This window comes from Streptomyces sp. NPDC058457, from assembly GCF_042720695.1.
Lineage (GTDB): Bacteria > Actinomycetota > Actinomycetes > Streptomycetales > Streptomycetaceae > Streptomyces.
In genome coordinates this window covers 26,359-44,485 of sequence record NZ_JBHXLU010000055.1, presented here as the reverse complement: position 1 = coordinate 44,485, position 18,127 = coordinate 26,359, and the positions used below count along the sequence as shown (strand labels likewise).

At 69.5% G+C, this 18,127-nt stretch carries 19 protein-coding genes; 14 read left to right on the top strand and 5 right to left on the bottom strand.

Annotated features, from left to right (window positions below; all coding sequences use genetic code 11):
• Positions 1-104: 104 nt before the first annotated feature.
• The 13 genes from ACFWPS_RS34035 to ACFWPS_RS33975 all read left to right on the top strand — a co-directional run bounded on the left by ACFWPS_RS34035 (position 105) and on the right by ACFWPS_RS33975 (position 12,209).
• Positions 105-1,142: a LacI family DNA-binding transcriptional regulator gene (locus ACFWPS_RS34035; RefSeq protein WP_383712248.1), complete on the top strand. Its 1,038-nt coding sequence runs from the start codon at positions 105-107 to the stop codon at positions 1,140-1,142.
• Positions 1,139-2,689: a sugar ABC transporter ATP-binding protein gene (locus ACFWPS_RS34030; RefSeq protein ID WP_383712246.1), complete on the top strand. Its 1,551-nt coding sequence runs from the start codon at positions 1,139-1,141 to the stop codon at positions 2,687-2,689. The genes ACFWPS_RS34035 and ACFWPS_RS34030 overlap by 4 nt, the downstream gene beginning before the upstream one ends.
• On the top strand, positions 2,679-4,625 hold the full coding sequence (locus tag ACFWPS_RS34025) for a substrate-binding domain-containing protein (protein ID WP_383712243.1): 1,947 nt from the start codon (positions 2,679-2,681) through the stop codon (positions 4,623-4,625). Before ACFWPS_RS34030 ends, ACFWPS_RS34025 begins: the two co-directional genes overlap by 11 nt.
• Positions 4,626-4,698: 73 nt before the next feature.
• Positions 4,699-5,601, top strand: coding sequence for a ribokinase (locus tag ACFWPS_RS34020; RefSeq protein WP_383712240.1), 903 nt, complete (start codon positions 4,699-4,701; stop codon positions 5,599-5,601).
• A complete protein-coding gene (gene rbsD, locus ACFWPS_RS34015) occupies positions 5,598-5,987 on the top strand; it encodes a D-ribose pyranase (protein WP_383712237.1) in 390 nt (129 codons plus the stop codon). The genes ACFWPS_RS34020 and rbsD overlap by 4 nt, the downstream gene beginning before the upstream one ends.
• 305 nt (positions 5,988-6,292) lie before the next feature.
• On the top strand, positions 6,293-6,709 hold the full coding sequence (locus tag ACFWPS_RS34010; RefSeq protein ID WP_383712234.1) for an NUDIX hydrolase: 417 nt from the start codon (positions 6,293-6,295) through the stop codon (positions 6,707-6,709).
• 11 nt (positions 6,710-6,720) lie between these two features.
• Positions 6,721-7,116 carry a hypothetical protein gene (locus tag ACFWPS_RS34005; RefSeq protein ID WP_383712231.1) on the top strand — a complete coding sequence of 132 codons (396 nt, stop codon included), beginning with the start codon at positions 6,721-6,723 and terminating at the stop codon, positions 7,114-7,116.
• Positions 7,113-8,276, top strand: coding sequence for a hypothetical protein (locus ACFWPS_RS34000; RefSeq protein ID WP_383712228.1), 1,164 nt, complete (start codon positions 7,113-7,115; stop codon positions 8,274-8,276). The genes ACFWPS_RS34005 and ACFWPS_RS34000 overlap by 4 nt, the downstream gene beginning before the upstream one ends.
• Before the next feature lie 10 nt (positions 8,277-8,286).
• Entirely contained in the window at positions 8,287-9,066 is a 780-nt protein-coding gene (locus ACFWPS_RS33995) for an MBL fold metallo-hydrolase (protein WP_383712225.1), read from the top strand.
• 70 nt (positions 9,067-9,136) lie between these two features.
• A complete protein-coding gene (locus ACFWPS_RS33990; RefSeq protein ID WP_383712223.1) occupies positions 9,137-9,727 on the top strand; it encodes a hypothetical protein in 591 nt (196 codons plus the stop codon).
• Positions 9,728-9,739: 12 nt separating this feature from the next.
• On the top strand, positions 9,740-10,474 hold the full coding sequence (locus tag ACFWPS_RS33985) for a hypothetical protein (RefSeq protein ID WP_383712220.1): 735 nt from the start codon (positions 9,740-9,742) through the stop codon (positions 10,472-10,474).
• A 190-nt stretch (positions 10,475-10,664) separates the two neighbouring features.
• A complete protein-coding gene (locus ACFWPS_RS33980) occupies positions 10,665-11,630 on the top strand; it encodes a sugar-transfer associated ATP-grasp domain-containing protein (protein WP_383712217.1) in 966 nt (321 codons plus the stop codon).
• A gap of 30 nt (positions 11,631-11,660) precedes the next feature.
• Positions 11,661-12,209 carry a GNAT family N-acetyltransferase gene (locus ACFWPS_RS33975; protein WP_383712215.1) on the top strand — a complete coding sequence of 183 codons (549 nt, stop codon included), beginning with the start codon at positions 11,661-11,663 and terminating at the stop codon, positions 12,207-12,209.
• A gap of 509 nt (positions 12,210-12,718) precedes the next feature.
• Here the strand turns inward: ACFWPS_RS33975 and ACFWPS_RS33970 are convergent.
• Both ACFWPS_RS33970 and ACFWPS_RS33965 read right to left on the bottom strand, forming a co-directional pair.
• Complete coding sequence (locus tag ACFWPS_RS33970) at positions 12,719-13,069, bottom strand: hypothetical protein (protein WP_383712327.1); 351 nt, start codon at positions 13,067-13,069, stop codon at positions 12,719-12,721.
• Positions 13,070-13,326: 257 nt separating this feature from the next.
• On the bottom strand, positions 13,327-14,409 hold the full coding sequence (locus tag ACFWPS_RS33965; RefSeq protein ID WP_383712212.1) for a MerR family transcriptional regulator: 1,083 nt from the start codon (positions 14,407-14,409) through the stop codon (positions 13,327-13,329).
• Between the two features lie 455 nt (positions 14,410-14,864).
• On the opposite strand from ACFWPS_RS33965, the gene ACFWPS_RS33960 reads away from it, so the two are divergent.
• Entirely contained in the window at positions 14,865-15,089 is a 225-nt protein-coding gene (locus ACFWPS_RS33960) for a DUF397 domain-containing protein (protein ID WP_383712209.1), read from the top strand.
• Here ACFWPS_RS33960 and ACFWPS_RS33955 read toward each other — a convergent pair.
• From ACFWPS_RS33955 to ACFWPS_RS33945, 3 genes are all read right to left on the bottom strand, one after another.
• Entirely contained in the window at positions 15,079-15,840 is a 762-nt protein-coding gene (locus ACFWPS_RS33955; protein ID WP_383712206.1) for an HNH endonuclease, read from the bottom strand. The genes ACFWPS_RS33960 and ACFWPS_RS33955 overlap by 11 nt on opposite strands.
• Positions 15,837-17,237 (bottom strand): AAA family ATPase, encoded by a 1,401-nt coding sequence (locus tag ACFWPS_RS33950; RefSeq protein ID WP_383712204.1) that lies wholly within the window; start codon positions 17,235-17,237, stop codon positions 15,837-15,839. Before ACFWPS_RS33950 ends, ACFWPS_RS33955 begins: the two co-directional genes overlap by 4 nt.
• Before the next feature lie 89 nt (positions 17,238-17,326).
• Positions 17,327-18,127, bottom strand: coding sequence for a sugar phosphate isomerase/epimerase family protein (locus ACFWPS_RS33945; protein WP_383712325.1), 801 nt, complete (start codon positions 18,125-18,127; stop codon positions 17,327-17,329).

Sequence of the window (18,127 nt, the reverse complement as noted above, 5' to 3'; positions counted from 1 at the left end):
GGGCCCTTGCCCGGCGCCCGTGTAATCGATTCCAATCCTCGGTACACGCATCCGTGTAATCGATTCCACGCGGTGCACGAGTTCCACGAGGAGGTGGAGCGGCGATGGCGAGCATCAAGGACGTCGCCGCCGAGGCAGGCGTTTCCGTCGCCACGGTGTCCCGGGTCCTGAACGACCATCCGTCGGTCAGCGACGACGCCCGTACCCGCGTTCTGGCCGCAGTCGCGACGCTGGGCTACCGCCCGAACGCCGTCGCCCGCTCCCTGCGCACCGACCAGACCCACACCCTCGGCCTGGTCATCAGCGACGTGATGAACCCCTACTTCACCGAGCTGGCCCGCTCGGTGGAGGAGGAGGCCCGCGCCCTCGGCTACAGCGTCATCATCGGCAACGCCGACGAGCGGCCGGAGCTGCAGGACCACCACGTACGGACGCTGCTCGACCGGCGGATCGACGGGCTGCTCGTCTCCCCCACCGACGGCGGCTCGCCGCTGATGCTGGAGGCGGCGCGGGCCGGGACGCCCATGGTGTTCGTCGACCGGTGGATCCCGGGGGTGGATGTCCCCGTGGTGCGGGCGGACGGACGGGCCGCCATCCGTGATCTCGTCGCCCATCTGTGCGGGCTGGGGCACCGGCGGGTGGCGATCATCGCCGGGCCGGCGGCCACCACCACCGGCAGCGAACGTGTGCGGGCCTTCCGCGAGGCCCTCGCCGAGTACGGCGTCCCCCTCCCCGACGCCTACATAGGCCAGGGCGACTTCCAGGCCGAGAGCGGGCGGCGGGTCACCGAGGGGTTCCTCGACCTGCCCGAGCCGCCCGAGGTCGTGTTCGCCACGGACAACCTGATGGCGCTGGGCGCGCTGGACGCGGTGCGGGCACGGGGGCTGCGGGTGCCATGTGACATAGCACTGGCAGCCTTCGACGACATCCCCTGGTTCGTCCACACCGACCCGCCCATCACCGCCATCGCCCAGCCCACCGGCGAACTCGGCCGCGCCGCCGTACGCGCGCTGGTCGACCGCATCGAGGGCCGGCCTCCGCAGTCCGTCATCCTCCCCGCCCGGCTCGTCGTCCGCCGCTCCTGCGGCGAGAACCCCGACCCCCCACACCCCCTCTCCCCTGTGCAAAGGAGCACGTCGTGAGCGACCCGGACGAGTTGCTGCGCATCGAGGGCATACGCAAGTCCTTCCCCGGCGTGGTCGCGCTCGACGGCGTCGACTTCGATCTGCGCCGGGGCGAGGTACACGTACTCCTCGGTGAGAACGGCGCGGGCAAGAGCACCCTCATCAAGATGCTCTCCGGCGCCTACACCCCCGACGCGGGGCGGATCCTGGCCGGCGGCGAGGAGGTGCGCATCCATGGTGCGCAGGACTCCGAGCGGCTCGGGATCGCCACCATCTACCAGGAGTTCAACCTCGTCCCCGATCTCACGGTCGCCGAGAACATCTTCCTGGGGCGGCAGCCGCGCCGCTTCGGGATGATCGACCGGAAGAAGATGGAGGCCGACGCCGAGGTCCTGCTGGAGCGGGTCGGCGTGCACGTGTCGCCACGCGCGCGGGTCCGTGAACTCGGCATCGCCCGGCTCCAGATGGTGGAGATCGCCAAGGCGCTCAGCCTGGACGCGCGCGTGCTCATCATGGACGAGCCGACCGCGGTGCTCACCTCGGAGGAGGTGGAGAAGCTCTTCGCGATCGTGCGGCAGTTGCGGGCCGACGGGGTGGGGATCGTCTTCATCACGCACCACCTGGAGGAGATCGCCGCTCTGGGGGACCGGGTGACGGTCATCCGGGACGGGAAGAGCGTGGGCCGGGTGCCCGCCGCCACACCGCAGGACGAGCTGGTACGGCTCATGGTCGGGCGGTCCATCGAGCAGCAGTACCCGCGTGAGCGCGCCGAGATCGGTGCCGCGCTGCTCTCCGTCCAGGGGCTGACCCGCGACGGCGTCTTCCACGACGTGAGCTTCGAGGTGCGCGCCGGGGAAGTCGTGGGGATCGCGGGCCTTGTGGGTGCGGGTCGTACGGAGGTCGTACGGGCCGTCTTCGGGGCCGATCCGTACGACAAGGGGGCCGTGAAGGTCGCCGGTACGGCGCTCAGGCGGTCCGACGTCAACGCCGCCATGGCTGCCGGGATCGGGCTCGTGCCGGAGGACCGCAAGGGGCAGGGGCTGGTGCTCGACGCCTCCGTCGAGGAGAACCTCGGGCTGGTGACGCTGCGGAAGGCGACCCGGGCCGGGATCGTCGACCTCAAGGGGCAGCACGTCGCGGCCGAGCGGATCGCCGGGCAGCTGGGCGTGCGGATGGCCGGGCTCGGTCAGCACGTGCGGACGCTCTCCGGCGGCAACCAGCAGAAGGTCGTCATCGGCAAGTGGCTGCTCGCCGACACCAAGGTGCTGATCCTCGACGAGCCGACGCGCGGCATCGACGTCGGCGCCAAGGTCGAGATCTACCAGTTGATCAACGAGCTGACGGCCGCCGGGGCCGCCGTGCTGATGATCTCCAGCGATCTGCCCGAGGTCCTCGGGATGAGCGACCGGGTGCTGGTGATGGCCCAGGGCCGGATCGCGGGCGAACTGGCCGCGGACGAGGCCACCCAGGACTCCGTGATGGCACTCGCCGTCAGCACCCCCGGTACTCCCGCCACCCCTGCCACCCCCACCACAACCGACAAGGAGGCCGGACGTGGCCACTGACACGCTCAAGAACAGCAGCACGGGCGCCGGTGGCGCCGCGGGCGTGCGCCGGCTGCTCCTCGACAACGGCGCGCTCACCGCGCTGATCGTTCTCGTCATCGCCATGTCGGCGCTGTCCGGGGACTTCCTCACCACCGACAACCTGCTCAACGTCGGCGTCCAGGCGGCCGTGACGGCCATCCTCGCCTTCGGCGCGACCTTCGTGATCGTCGCGGCGGGCATCGACCTGTCGGTCGGCTCGGTGGCGGCCCTGTCGGCCACCGTGCTGGCGTGGACCGCCACTTCGCACGGGGTGCCGGTCTTCCTGGCCGTCGTCCTCGCCGTCGCCACCGGCATCGCGGCCGGTCTCGTCAACGGCTTCCTCATCGCGTACGGCAAGCTGCCGCCGTTCATCGCGACGCTGGCGATGCTGTCGGTGGGCCGCGGCCTGGCGCTGGTCATCTCCGGCGGCTCCCCCATCGCCTTCCCCGACTCGGTCTCGCACCTCGGTGACACCCTCGGCGGCTGGCTGCCGGTGCCGGTGCTGGTCATGGTCCTGATGGGGCTGATCGCGGCCTTCGTCCTCGGCCGGACCTACATCGGGCGCTCGATGTACGCGATCGGCGGCAACGAGGAGGCCGCCCGGCTGTCCGGGCTGCGGGTGAACAAGCAGAAGCTCGCCATCTACGCCCTGTCGGGGCTGTTCGCGGCGGTCGCCGGCATCGTGCTGGCCGCCCGGCTCTCCTCGGCGCAGCCGCAGGCCGCCAACGGCTACGAACTGGACGCCATCGCGGCCGTCGTGATCGGCGGCGCCTCGCTGGCCGGCGGCACCGGCAAGGCGTCCGGCACGCTGATCGGCGCGCTGATCCTCGCGGTGCTGCGCAACGGCCTCAACCTGCTCAACGTGTCCGCGTTCTGGCAGCAGGTCGTCATCGGTGTCGTCATCGCGCTCGCCGTGCTCCTGGACACCGTGCGCCGCAAGGCCGGGGCCACCCCGCTGGTCATCGGCGGGGGCGGCGGCAAGGGCCGGCAGGCCGGGACGTACGCGCTCGCGGCCGTCGTCACCGTGGCCCTCGTCGCCGCGACCTCCCTCCTGCACACCGGCTCCTCCTCCGCCAACCCGAAGATCGGCCTGTCCCTGTCCACCCTCAACAACCCCTTCTTCGTGCAGATCCGGGCCGGTGCCCAGGCCGAGGCGAAGAAGCTGGGCGTGGACCTGACCGTCACGGACGCCCAGAACGACGCCTCGCAGCAGGCCAACCAGCTGCAGAACTTCACCAGTTCGGGGCTGGGCGCGATCATCGTCAACCCGGTCGACTCGGACGCGGCGAGCAACTCCGTGCAGGCCGCCGACAAGGCCGGCATCCCGGTGATCGCCGTCGACCGCGGCGTCAACAACGCCACGACGGCGACCCTGGTCGCCTCCGACAACGTCGCCGGCGGCGAGCTGGCCGCGAAGACCATCGCCGAGAAGCTGGGCGGCCAGGGCAGGATCGTGATCCTGCAGGGCCAGGCCGGCACCTCCGCCGCCCGGGAGCGGGCGCAGGGCTTCGCCGACGGCCTCAAGGCCTACCCCGGCATCCAGGTGGTGGCCCAGCAGCCCGCCGACTTCGACCGCACCAAGGGCCTCGACGTGATGTCGAACCTGCTCCAGGCCCACCCGGACGTCCAGGGCGTCATCGCCGCCAACGACGAGATGGCCCTCGGCGCGATCAAGGCGCTGGGTTCCAAGGCCGGTTCGTCGGTCTCGGTGGTCGGCTTCGACGGCACCCCGGACGGCCTGACCGCGGTCAGGAACGGCACGCTGTACGCGTCGGTCGCCCAGCAGCCCAGCCAGCTCGGGAAGATCGCCGTGGACAACGCCCTCAGGTCCGTCAAGGACCAGAAGGTCCCGTCGGCGATCAAGGTGCCGGTGAAGGTGGTCACGAAGGACAACGTGGCCGGCTTCACGGGCTGAGCCACCAAGGAGGCGGCCGGGCGGTTGAATTGAGCCCCGGCCGCCTCAACCCATGTGTCTAGGGAGTCTTGTGATGTACGACTACGACCTCCTGGTCGTCGGCTCGGCCAACGCCGACCTGGTGATCGGGGTCGAGCGGCGGCCGGCCGCCGGTGAGACCGTGCTCGGCGGCGCCCTCGCCACGCACCCCGGCGGCAAGGGCGCCAACCAGGCGGTCGCGGCCGCCCGGCTCGGTGCCCGTACCGCCCTGCTGGCCCGGGTCGGCGACGACGCGCACGGCAGGCTGCTGCTCGACTCGCAGCGGGCGGCCGGTGTGGACACGGTGGGCGTGCTGGTGGGCGGGGCGCCGACGGGCGTCGCGCTGATCACCGTGGACCCCTCCGGCGACAACAGCATCGTGGTGTCCCCGGGCGCCAACGGCCGTCTCGCGCCGGCGGACGTCCGGGCCGCGGGCAGCCTCTTCCACGCCTCCCGGGCGGTGTCCGCGCAGCTGGAGATCCCGCTGGAGACGGTCCTTGAGGTCGTACGGAACCTGGCCCCCGACAGCCGTTTCGTCCTCAACCCCTCCCCGCCCCAGCCCCTCCCCCGTGAGGTCCTGGCGGCCTGCGACCCGCTGATCGTGAACGAGCACGAGGCGAAGGTGATCCTCGGCGAGGCGTGCGTGAGCGAGGAACCGGCCGACTGGGCGCGGCTCCTGCTCGCCAAGGGCCCGAAGTCGGTGGTCGTGACCCTGGGCGCGGAGGGTGCGCTGGTGGCCGACGGCCACGGGGTCGCGTCGGTGCCGTCCGTGAAGGTGGACGCGGTGGACACCACGGGCGCCGGGGACGCGTTCACGGCGGCCCTCGCGGTACGGCTCGGCGGGGGCGCCACCCTTGCCGAGGCGGCGGCGTACGCGGCCCGGGTCGGGGCGGCGGCGGTGACGAAGCGGGGTGCGCAGGAGTCGTACCCGACGGCGGCGGAGGTCGACGCGCTGTGAAGAGGGCGGGGATCCTCAACCGTCATCTCGCCGGCGCGCTCGCCGAGTTGGGGCACGGGCACCGGGTGCTGGTCTGCGACGCCGGGATGCCGATCCCGCGGGGCCCGCGGGTCGTGGACCTCGCCTTCCGGGCCGGGGTGCCGTCCTTCGCGGAGGTGCTGGACGGGCTGCTGGCGGAGCTGGTCGTGGAGGGCGCGACGGCGGCGACGGAGCTGCGCGAGGCCAACCCGGCCGCCGCCGGGCTGCTGGACGGCCGCTTTCCCGACCTGGCCCTGGTCCCGCACGAACGGCTGAAGGAACTGTCGGCGGACGCGCGTCTTGTCGTACGCACGGGCGAGGCCCGGCCGTACGCGAACGTGCTGCTGCGGTGCGGGGTGTTCTTCTGACCCCCGGCCTGAGCCGGACATGTTCGAGGGGACCCGGTCCGTCGACCGGGTCCCCTCGGCTTTCCCCCTCCGTATCAGAACCCCCGTGATCCCCCCGGATCCCCCTCCGAAAGCCCTGACGCCAAGTGAGACCGGCGGGGTGGGGGGAGGGTTGTACGCCGGAACAGGATTTCTCGGTCTCCGTCCCGTGGCGCGGATCGCCGTTCCGTATGCCGTGCTCGGCCACGGGCTTCGTTCCACGACTCGCGTCTTGCGTGACTCATGTCACGCCTAGCTAGAATGCGGTGGACTGTAGGGGAGCGCATGTGGATTCCGATCTCGTGGCACCGCTTCATGCCGTCAGCGTCACCGGCATCGTTCTGAGGGACGACGGTCGTCTGCTCACGATCAAGAGAGCGGACGACGGCACCTGGGTACCGCCGGGAGGGCTGCTGGAGGTTGGCGAAGGACTGCAGCAGGGAGTTGTCCGCGAGGTTTTCGAAGAAACGGGAGTCACCGTGCTTCCGGTGAGACTGACCGGCGTCTACAAGAACATTCCTCGTCGCACGATATCCATCGCGTTCCTCTGCCACGTGGTGCAGGGTGAACCCGGTGTCTCGGACGAGGCTACGGATGTGGCGTGGATGACCCCGCAAGAGGCCTCCACGGTGATGCCACCGCTGCGCGCGCTCAGGGTCAGCGACGCACTCGACGCGAGCGGCCCGTTCGTCCGGTCCTACTGACGCGGCCGGAGGTGCGTATCAAGTTCTACGCCCGTGTGTTATGGGTGCCCGTCGTCGTGATGCTCCTCGTGACCCTCGCCTTGCACGAGGCGACCGAGCGCATGTCGATCAGCAGCGACACCACTGTCATGGGGCTGCTCTCCCAGTTCGACGGCACCGCCACAACAGTCTTTGTGGCACTGGCTGCCTTGCGCACGTCGGTGACGCCGAAGACTCCAGGGGGAAACGCGCGCATGTGGCGTCGCTCGGTCCGGTTCCAGTTCGCTGCGGCGTTTGCTCTCCTCGCGTTCGTCATCGCGACTGCCGCGGCCCACTACACGGCACTGGGCCCATGGGCGGTGGCTCTCAACGTCACCACGACCGTCACCGTGCTCTGGGCACTCGTCGGCCCGATGGAGCCGGCATGACGCTGCGCCTGGAGTACGACCTCGTCCTCGCCCCGTCCTCCCACGTGGACCAGATCGTAGCCACCGTCCGGGCGGGACTGCTGGCCCACCGGACCGACAACCAGGCCGAGATCGACATGACCTACCGCACGAACACCACTCAGGACGACCTGAGGCTGTCTCTGAGCGTCGAACTGGAACTCGGTTCCTTCGGGATGGCAGAGCGCGGCGCGGCGGGGCTGGCCGCCCTGCTCGCGGGGACGAGTTTCCGCGATCCAGCCATCAGGAACGTGCGACTCAGCGCGTTCAGATACCTCGGTGACGGCACTTTCTTTCCCGGCCCGGCCCGCGGCACGGGCCTTCTGGACGCGTCCGCCAGACCTGCGCCATGGCTCTCGGTGCCGGTACCGAAGACGGCCGCCCGTCAGGCATGGAACGAGGTGAGCCGCACCCTCGTACGAGCCGGTGTACAGGTCATCACGGACCTCAGTCTGAATGTGAGCGACCAGGAACTGACCACACGCAGTGCGGCTGTAGCGGAGGAGGCGACGGACGACCACCCGGTCGTGCTCTTCTTCAACGCAACGAGCCGACTCGAATACGCGGTCCAACTGGTCGAGAAGATCGCCACGACGCTGCAGCCACGGCTCCCCAACATCACGATCGGCATCCGCATGTGTCCGGTTGCGATGGGGTTCTCCGTCCTCGAATACCTGCGGGCCTGGAACGTACCGATCTTCGCCTACACGCTCACCGCCTACCCCTCGGGGCGCACTTCCTGGAGCCAGTCCGCCTATGCCTCGATGATCCACGCCATGGGCGGAGACGTGGTCAACATAGGCCTGTTGAGCGTTCCCGCCCTGCGCGCCGGAACGCTCTACGAGGCGATAATGCCGCTGCTGAGCAGGCGAAGCAACCGAAAGGCCAGCCTGCCGGCGCTCACCGGCGGCGTCGAGCCGCGGGTGGCCTACGAATACGCCGCCGCGGTCGGTGATCCGGTACTGCTGCACACCATGACCCCGATCTTCCGGGGCGGTCTCGACCGGAGGAACGTCCGCAAGCGGGTCACGGCGATCCGCGAAGCGGTGGAGGCGGGACGTCGTTCACTCGACATCGACCGTCTGTTCGCGGAGCGCAACTCCAGCGTGCGCAACTGGCAGGAACTCGAAGAGGGAAGGTGAGAGGGAAGAAGTGGAACAAGCACACGTCACGGGCACGGTTCACGTGCTGGGAAGCGGATCGGCCAAGCCCAGCGCGGGGCGGGCCAACTCCTCGTACATCGTGGAAGTCGGCGGCTCGCTGCTGGCTGTCGACTGCAGTGGCAGTCCCGCACACGAGATCATGCGTCGCGGCCTCGACCCCGGGGCGTTGCGTCACCTCTTGCTCACCCACGGCCACGTCGACCATGTCTACGGTCTTCCCAGCCTGATCCACTCGTTGTGGATGCTGGGGCTGTTCCGCGAGGAGCCACTCGCCGTCCACGGCACGAGCGAGACGATCCGCATCGCGAGGTCTCTGCTCGCTCCCTTCGGGCTGGAGGAGCGGCGCAACGCCCCCCGCATCGACTGGAGGCCTGCCGCAGCGGACCGAACCAGCGACCTGGAAGGCCTCGCAGGACTGCGCGCCACCGCGTTCCCTGTCACCCATGCGGGCACCGAAGCCCTTGGCTACCGGGTGCTCGACACCCTGTTCTCCGGCGACGCCGTCTGTGACGACCGGCTGGCGGGTGCGGTGGACGATTCGGTGCGGACATTCGTCGTCGACTGCGGTGGCGGCCTGTCCGGAAACGCCGGGCACGCAGGTGCCGCAGACATCGCCGAACTGGTGCGTAAGCGCGACTCGTTGCAGTCCGTCCTGCTGACCCACATCGGAACCCCCTCGTCCGAGGACGACGCCATGCTGAGCGTGTTCCAGGGCTGCGGGTCCGAGGTTCGGATCCTCTCGGACGGTGATCGCTTTGAACTCGTCTGATCCGGTGGTCTTCTGCGGCATGGGAGGCTCCGGCTCCACCTACCTCAGACATGCCTTGGAACGGTTCGGCATGACCGTGCACAACAAGCCCGACATCGTGCACCATCGCCATTGGGTGAAACAGGGCCGCAAAGCGCAACACGACGAGTTCGCACGGCGAGCCGATGGCTTCACGCTGGACAGACCCGGTGTCGCCGGTATCCAGCACTACCTCGACCGTCTGTCCGCCGCCGCTGCCACCACCGCAGTCCTCAGCACGTGGGCGGAGCAGCAACTCCTGCGGCACACCACCCGGCGACGCATCGTCTTCGTCCTCCGTGAACCTGCTGCGGCCTATCGCTCGATGTGCGACCCCGACCGGCACGGGGACATCGCCGCCCAGTACGGCGGCCCGGACTCCTGGTACGCCGTCTTCTACGCGGAGCGCTGGCGGAAGACCGCCGAGGAGTATCTGGCCCTGCGCGCGGCCGACTGGGACGTCTCGCTCTGGGCTTACGAGCACCTGCCCGATCATGCCCGCAGGGACGGCTTCGGCGAGATCGTCAGTCAGTGGCGGCGCTCCGCGCCCCGGCTGAAGCCGACGCTGTCAGAAGAGACGATCGACCTGATCAGAACATGTACCGGCGAAGTGCGCAAAGCCTTGGACATACCCGGTTGGTGAAGGGGGGCTGCCGTGGCCAAGGGGCCGACAATAATCGGCGACATCGAGATGGGCCGCCGGAACACCTTCGAGCAGGGCGTGGTGATCTCCGGCCCCGCGGTCATCGGAGACGACAACTTCTTCGGCGCGTACTCGGTCATCGGCGGTCGGTGCCGCCAGGCTCACCGCCAGGGCACGGCCCGGCAGAGGAAGGGCAGGGTCTGCATCGGCTCCGGCAACTACTTCGGAGAACACGCCGTGATGCATGCCCCGGTCGGCCAGGCCACGGTGATCGGCGACAACAGCTCTGTGGGCGCAGGCAGCCTGCTCGCTCACGACTCGTGCGTCGGCTCCCAGGTCACCTTGTCGGTCAACTGCTCCGTGGGGGGCCACAGCGTCCTGCTCGACTGGAGTGGCCTGGGGATCGGCAGTTCGTTGCATCCCCGCACCGTGATGGGTCATTGGTCCTTCGCCGGCATGGCCGCCGTGGTGACCCGCACGGTCGGCATAGGGCAACTCGTGGTGGGCAACCCGGCATCCTTCCTCCGGCTGAACTACGAAGCGTTCGTCCGATCCGGCCTGGACGGCACCGCTCTGACCCAGCTCCGTGAGTTCCTTGAGACCGGGCGGATACCGGAGGGCCCGGGCCCGGTGTCCGCAGCGGTGTCCGAGTTCGAGGCCGCGCAGTCACGCACCGTCAGAAACCGGGTACTGCGCAGCTGGTCGGACGTCGCACAGGAGCGGTCGCGCATGATGGTCCATGACTAGCGCCTCCGGGGCGCCGGCTCGTCCGTTGCCACAGTGGCTGGCCATCCGGTTCGTGTGCGGGTCGCACCGACGGCAACTGACGCGCGCGAACGCCCCTCGTCTGGCCTGGGGAACCGTCCTTACCGCGACGACCGGTCCGACGGCCGCAGGTCGAGCACTGCGCTCTCTCCTCTACGGGATCAAGGGCGCGATGGATGTCTGGCGCCACCGACAGGCGATAGCGCAGGAGTACCCGGTACGGGACGCCGTGTTCATGGCGCTGCGCACGAGTTGCGACAGCCGTGATGTCGCGGCGCTCCGCAAGTGCGGCCGACGGGACCTCGACGCTCTGCGCGGTGTGGTGCCAAGGGCACGCCGCACGGAATACCGCGACTGGAACAACTGCGCCGTGGCTGCCGCGCTGCTCAACGACAAGGCGGAGTGCAACCGACGGCTGAGTGACGCGGGAATCGACGTCCCGCATCAGATACCCCTCAGCCCGGAAACGCGCGTGTGGAAGGGAACCGAAGAGGTCATCGGGGGTTCTCTGGAGTTCTCGCACACGACCGTCCCGCACGGGACACGCTGGATGCTGAAGGACCGCTTCGGGCTGCAGGGAGAGTCCGTGTGGGCCGCCCACTCGCGTCCTGAGCCGGAGACCGCAGGCGTCGTGCTGACGGAGCTGGTCCGCTCCGGTCGCCTGGTGGCGGAAGAACTGCTCAGCCCAGAGGTCTGGTTCGCGGATTCCGGGGACACGGCCCTGCCGACTCTGCGAGTTGTCACCTCAAGGCTCGGGGGACACACGGAGGCAGTGGGCATGGTCCTGTTCCGCGGCGCGCCCGGAACCGTGGCGGCCAACCGCAGACAGGGTGGGCTCGCGCACCTGGTCCACGAAGACGGGTCCTGCGGGGCCGGCCTGGACGCACAGGGCGTGCACCGAGGCCCGTGCACCTACGTCCTGCCCCCGACGCGGGCGGACGCCGTCCGGCACATGTGCACGAGGGCACACGACCTTTTCCCCTGCGTCGGATCGGTCGGCTGGGACGTGGGGCTGTCCGACCGCGGGCCCGTCGTACTGGAGGGCAACCCGAACTGGGGCATGAACGTGCCTCAGTTGATGCCGGGCAGACCCATGCTCAAGGAATTCAGGACAACGCGGTTCCGCACCGGCTGGTAGGACACCGGACCCGGGAGCTGGGGGAATTTGTTGATCGACAAGAGCGAAGTCCTCATAGAGCGACTGGAGCACCCGTGGCCGGCCGCCTTTCTCGGATTCGCGGACCGGACGACTCTGAACAGCCTCGCCTCCGCGCGCACCGCCCATCGCCTCGCCCCGGGCCAGAGCGTCCTCTACGCCCGTCATCGGGGTCAGGTGATCGGCTGCACCTCCTGGTACCAACAGTATCGGCACACCTATGTGGCCTTGGACGGGACGGCCGTCCGCGCCATGGGGGTGTACCTGTGCTCGTCCGAAGTCCTCCCCCGGTTCCGAGGCATGGGCATCGGCGGCATGCTCTACGAGCACCGCCTCGCCGAATGCGGCGGGGACACTCCAGGCGTCAGTGTCGAGATCCTGGGGCAGGGAAGCCCCCTGTCGGTCGACGACGAGGCCCGACCGGGGCTCATCTGGCACCTCGCGCGGGGCTTCACGATCGTCGGCTACAGCTGCGAGGCGGACGCCGGCCCGGTACTCACTCGCTCAGGGTCAAGTAGCAGGCGGACAGGACCACCCGCTGTCGAACACCATGTCTTCTGAGGAGAGATGAACGGCAGGATTCGGAATCACAAACGTGGGCCGGATGGTCTCGCCCGTGAACGATGCCGAAACCAAATTGCCACGGCCGCATCCCGAACAGCGCCGATGCCCTCACCACCCGTCGCCCGCCTCATAGTCGTGCTTGCCGTCGGTGACCGATCTGCCCTATTCCACTGGTGCGCAGTCGACAGCGCCGACGAGGTGGCGGGAGTCGTGCAGCACGACACCGACAACGCGACCGCCGATTTGACTCCGCCGATGCCCCGCCGTGCCCACACAGCCGAAGGCGGCCGGGTCCCGCCCCAGCGCGACCACCACGCCTGCGTCAATTAACGACAATCTAAGGAAGCCGTAAAGACAGGTCACCCATAGGATCCATAGGATTCGGCGAGCGCGTGAGCGCCCCCACGACACCTGCCCCACCCCGGATCGGACGGGGTGGGGCAGGATCTCAGGGCCGTCGGTCAGGGGAAACCGACGTATTCGGCGTCAGCGTGCCGTGGGCGAATTCAGCGGACCGTGACGGACACGTTCTTGGAGACGGTGCTGCCGTCCTTGACGCGCAGGACCTCGACACCCTTCTTGTCGAACTTGTCGGTGAGCTTGTAGGCCGCCTTGGAGACCTTCGCCGTCGCGGGCAGCGAGACCCACTTCTTGCCGTCCTTGACCTGGAGGGTCACCTTGCTGCCCTCCTTGATGCCGTCGACCTTGCCGGTGAAGGTGACGACATCGCCCAGCTTGACGGTGGCGGCGCTCGCCTTGAGGGTGATCGAGGAGGCCGGGGCCGGGGCGGCGACGGCGGCGGTGGCACCGGCGGCGACGAGCGCGGCGGAGGCCACGGCAACGGCGGCGATACGCATGTTCACAGAGAGCTCCTTGGTTTTTAATTGCCTTTTCCAACCGCAATGTCGGGCCCTTTGCTCGCCCCTTGCGGCTGACTCGAATCCTATAGACACGACCTGGCCGGACCCGGTTCCGAGCAATTGCAAAAAACCTGAACTGACAGGTGAGCCACAGCAAATGTGAAATGCCGCAAACGCTGAGCAGGGAAAATAAAGAAAACCTGTGTGAAGAACTCCTCACACAGGTTCCGGCTCCCCGCAGCGTGAACGTACCGTCAGTTCTCCAGCCGGACCGGCATCAGGAGCGAGAAGGCGCCCTCGTCCTCGGGCCGGCGGATCACGATCGGCGCCGTGGACGCGCCGAACTCCAGAATCAGCCGCTCACGGGCCCCGGCGGCCAGCGCGGCCAGCAGGAACTCACGGTTGACGGCGACACGGTTCGGGTCTTCGCCGGCATCGGCTCCGTCGCCATCGGCGCAGAGGGTCACCGCCCCGCCGTCCTCCACCCGGAGCACGCTGAGGTCGGGTGCCCCGGACCCCTCGGAGCGGACCGGACCCGTCTCCAGAGCGTGCCGGAAGGCCGCCACCTCGACGACGGCGCGGCGTCCGCCGGCCCGGGGCAGGAGACGGCGGTAGTCGGGGAAGTCATGGTCGAGGCACCGGCCGCCCGCCTGCCGGTCCCCGGCCTCCAGTGTCACGCGGTCACCGTCGAGAGAGAGTCGCGCAGATCCCTCGCCGTCCAAGAGCGCCCGCATCGCGTCGGCGAGCGGAGTGGGCACGATGACCTGCACCCGGCCCCCGTCGTGCCCGGCGACAGCGGTCCGCGCGAACGCCATCCGGTACCGGTCGGTGGCCACGGCACGAAGGCTCTCGCCCTCGATGTCGAACAGAACCCCGCCGAGCATCGGCAGCTCGGGGTCGGTGCTCGCCGCGAAACGAACCGTGTCCAGCGCGGCTGCCAGCTCCGGCGAGGCGACGGACAGGCGGACGGAGGCGGTGCGGAGCGAGGTCATGGCATTCTCCCGTTGATCGAGTAGTGCTCGGAGCGCGGAGAACTCGGCGCGGGCATCGGACAGCCCCTGTTCGAGACGGCGCAGGTGTGCCGTGAGCAGCTTCCGGACCAGATCGGTGTCCGGGCCGGACCAGCCGGCCAGCACCAGACGGATGTCCGCCAGCGGCATCCCGGCGCGACGCAGGCGGGCCAGCACCCGGGCCTCCTCCACCTGTCCGGGCTCGTACCAGCGGTATCCGCTCACCGGATCCACCCAGGCAGGCACCAGCACACCGGCCCGGTCGTAGAACCGCAGGGCACTCACACCCAGGCCGCTGTCGCGGGCCGTCTCCCCGATGCTGCGCATGTCGTTCTCCACACCAGGCACTCTGGGCCCTGCACAAGGTCGAGGGTCAACCGTTCCTGTGGGAGTCGGCCAGCGTGTCGGCCAACTCGCCATGAACCGGGCCGGTTGGGGCCTGGTGACCTCGCGAGCGGTCTTCGAGGCCGGGGAACAGCACGGGCTGGTCACTTCGGCACGGTCGGGTCTTGCCACCCTGGTGGGGCGTGCCCGCTGTCGTGGGTGGGCCCGTGGTCCCGCGCGGCCTGGGGAGGGATACGGCCTGGCTGGTAGCTCTCCGCCGCCCGATCCTCTGGTCGGGTGCGGTCACACCTGGCCGACGCCGATCCTGTGTCCCAGGCCACGCCGTCCGATCGCCACAGCAGCACCGTGATGCCGGGTGACGGTGGTCTTGGTCTGCTGAACGTTGTCGCAGCAGGAGTCACTTGCACTCGTCAGAGCGGCAGCGGAGGAACACGCACATGTCCAGTAGTGAGCACACCGTCTCTGATGCGTCCACCCTCACCGGGTGGTACAAGTCCAGCTACAGCGGCGGCAGCCAGGGCGAGTGCCTGGAAGCAGCCCGTGGCCATATCGGCGTGCCCGTCCGCGACAGCAAGGACGTGACCGGCCCGGCGCTGGTCTTCTCGTCCGGCGGCTGGGCCGCGTTCGTCGGGGCCGTGCGGGGCGGTCGTATCAGTAGCTGACACCCCGGAAGTGCAGGAAAGCAGACCGCAGTTCGGAATCGCGGAGGAGGTCGAGGACCTCCTCCTCCCCCGCGAACAGGGCATCGGCCGCCGGATGGCCGGACTGGTGGAACATCGTTACCAGAACATCGATGAGGGGGCGGTCCCAGGCGACCCGGACGATCCGCTTCGCCTTGTCACGTTGGCCCTTGTCCATGGCTGTGCGCCACAGTTCGATGGAGTCCCTGGCCGTCCAGTAGGCGTCCACGCGTCCCTTGACCAGGACCGCTCTCGCGTTGAGGCCGAACACCTCGATGCAGGCCCGCCCCCGGTCGGTCAGGCCCTGGTACGTCCCCAGCGGGAGCACCAGCCGTAGGTGGTCCAAGGGGTCCTCGGCCGTCGGGTCGACGAGCAGGGGGCTGTCGTCGGCCGCGGTGGGGAAGAGGTTCCGTTTCTGGTTGCTGTTGCAGAACGAGCAGGCGAGCAGGTGGTTGAGCCAGTCGAAGGTACGCAGCGGAGCGAGACTCTTCGGTTCGAAGTGGTCGATGTCCGTGCCCTGGCCGTCACCGCAGTACATGCAGCGTTCGTGGCCGGGAGCCATCTCCGCGAGCCCCATGAGAAGTGCGGGGCGGACCCGCCGACGGCTCTCCCAGAGCTCCTTCGCCCTGTCCTTGCGTTCCTTCTCCGTGGCCTGCTGCCGGATGTCGTCCGTGTAGTCCCTCAGCCGTTCCGCCGTGTCCGCCGGCAGGACGGCACGCCGAAGCCGGATCACTCCGCTTCGTCCTTGATCTCCTCCGCGATCCGTCGGAGGTGCGCACCCACCTCGTCCACGCGGGCCGACGGCGAGCTGGCGAGCCGCCCCTTGAGTTCCCGGTAGCGGGCGAGCGACTCCGCCGACGGGGCGCCGTCGTAGATCTCCGCCTCCAGCTCCACGAACTCGGCCCTCACCTGCTCGGCCCGCTCGGAGTAGGGCGTGTCGAGACCGAAGAGGTCGGAGAGCACGGCGTCGTCGCCGCTGCCGTACACCACGCGGTCGTACAGGTCCTGGTCGATGACCTCGGGCGGGCGCGCCTCGTCCACGCCCGGCAGCCGGATCAGGCCGCCGGGGTCGGCCGCCTGGCAGATGTAGGGGCTGTGCGTGGTGACGATGAACTGGATGCGGGGGAAGTGGGCGGTCAGCCAGGGCCCGATCCGGCGCTGCCAGGAGACGTGCAGATGGGCGTCGATCTCGTCGATGATGACGACCCCGGGCGTCATCAGCGCGATCGGCTCCCCGTCGGCCGCCCGGGGACGGGACTCCCACAGGTCGTCGCCGAACACGTCGTGCAGCTGCTTGAGGATGTCGACGACGAGTGCCGCCACCGTGCGGAACCCGTCGCTCATCTCCCGCAGCGGGAAGCGGCTGCCGTGCCGTTCGACCCACAGGCCCTCGGAGTCGACGTCGTCGATCCGGTACCCGTCCGGCAGCAGCCCGTCTCCGAGCAGCGCCAGTGCGAACTCCTTCAGTCCCTGGGCGCCCGATCTTCTTTCCAGCGCGCGCAGATGCTGCTCGATCAGCCAGGTGACGCCTTCGGCGAGGGAGGCGTCCTCGTGGAAGAGGCTCGTGTGCCTGGCCACGGGCCCGGACGCCAGCATCAGCCGCTGCACCTCGCCCGAGCCGCCGGCCATCCGCCGGAACGGCCCGTAGGCCGCGGAGAACCAGCCCGCGGGACCGTCGGCCCAGGGACCGCGGCGGGCGATGCTCGTCTGTGCCTTGGTGTACCTGATCTCGTCGGGTCCGGACAGGACGCCCCGGCGGATCGGAACCCTGCCTGCGATGCCGTCGCGGGGCGTCTTCCAACTCAACCCGGCCCAGAACGCACCAGCGGGCGGACGGCCCTGCGAGAACCGGTCGTGCTGCGTGTCACGGCTGATCTCGACCTCGACCAGACCCGCCGTTCGCTCCTCCGTCACCCAGTTCTCGAACTGAGGCACCAGACTGCGGGCCACCCCGGGCCCGGTGAGCGCCAGTGCCATGGCCCGCAGCAGCGTCGTCTTGCCCGAGCCGTTGCGCCCGGCGAGCACCGTCCACCCGGCGTGACTTCCGTCCGGGCGGGTCAGCGTGAGGTCGACTTCGCGGGGGCCGTGGAAGGACTTGATGTCCTCCACGATGATCCGGCTGACGTACATGGTCGGCGGCGTCCGTTCGCTCGGGTGTCACCCCGATATTAGGGGCGTGGCCTGCCCGTCATCACAGGACGCGGGCAGGCCACCGGCCGTCAGTCCGCCGTGTGCTGCACGAACCGGTTCGCCGTCTCCGCCAGCACCTCGCGGCCGTCCCTCGCCCACAGCCCGTCGTTGAACAGTTCGACCTCGATGGGACCGGTGTAACCGGCCGCCTCCACATACCCCTTCCACTCCCGCATGTCGATCGCACCGTCGCCGATCTGGCCGCGGCCGTTGAGGACGCCCTCCGGCAACGGGGTGGTCCAGTCGGCGAGTTGGAAGGTGTGGATGCGGCCGCCCGCACCGGCCCGGGCGATCTGCGCGGGTGCCTGGTCGTCCCACCAGATGTGGTACGTGTCGACCGTGACCCCGACCTGGTGGGCCGGGAAGCGTTCCGCGAGGTCCAGCGCCTGGGTGAGGGTGGAGACCACGCAGCGGTCGGAGGCGAACATCGGGTGCAGGGGCTCGATGGCCAGGCGGACGCCGTGCTGTTCGGCGTAGGGGCCGAGTTCGGCGAGGGCGTCGGCGATCCGCTCCCGGGCCCCGTGCAGGTCCCTGGAGCCGGCCGGCAGGCCGCCGGAGACCAGGACCAGGGTGTCCGTGCCGAGGGTCGCGGCCTCCTCGACCGCCCGCCGGTTGTCGGCGAGCGCGGCGGCGCGCTCGGCCGGGTCGGTCGCCGTGAGGAAGCCGCCCCGGCACAGGGTGGTGACGGTCAGGCCCGCCTCGCGGACCAGCTTGGCGGTGGCGTCGAGGCCGTACGACCGGACCGGCTCGCGCCACAGGCCGACGCCCGGCACGCCCAGTTCCAGGCAGGCCTCGGCCAGTTCGGGCAGCGACAGCTGCTTGACGGTCAT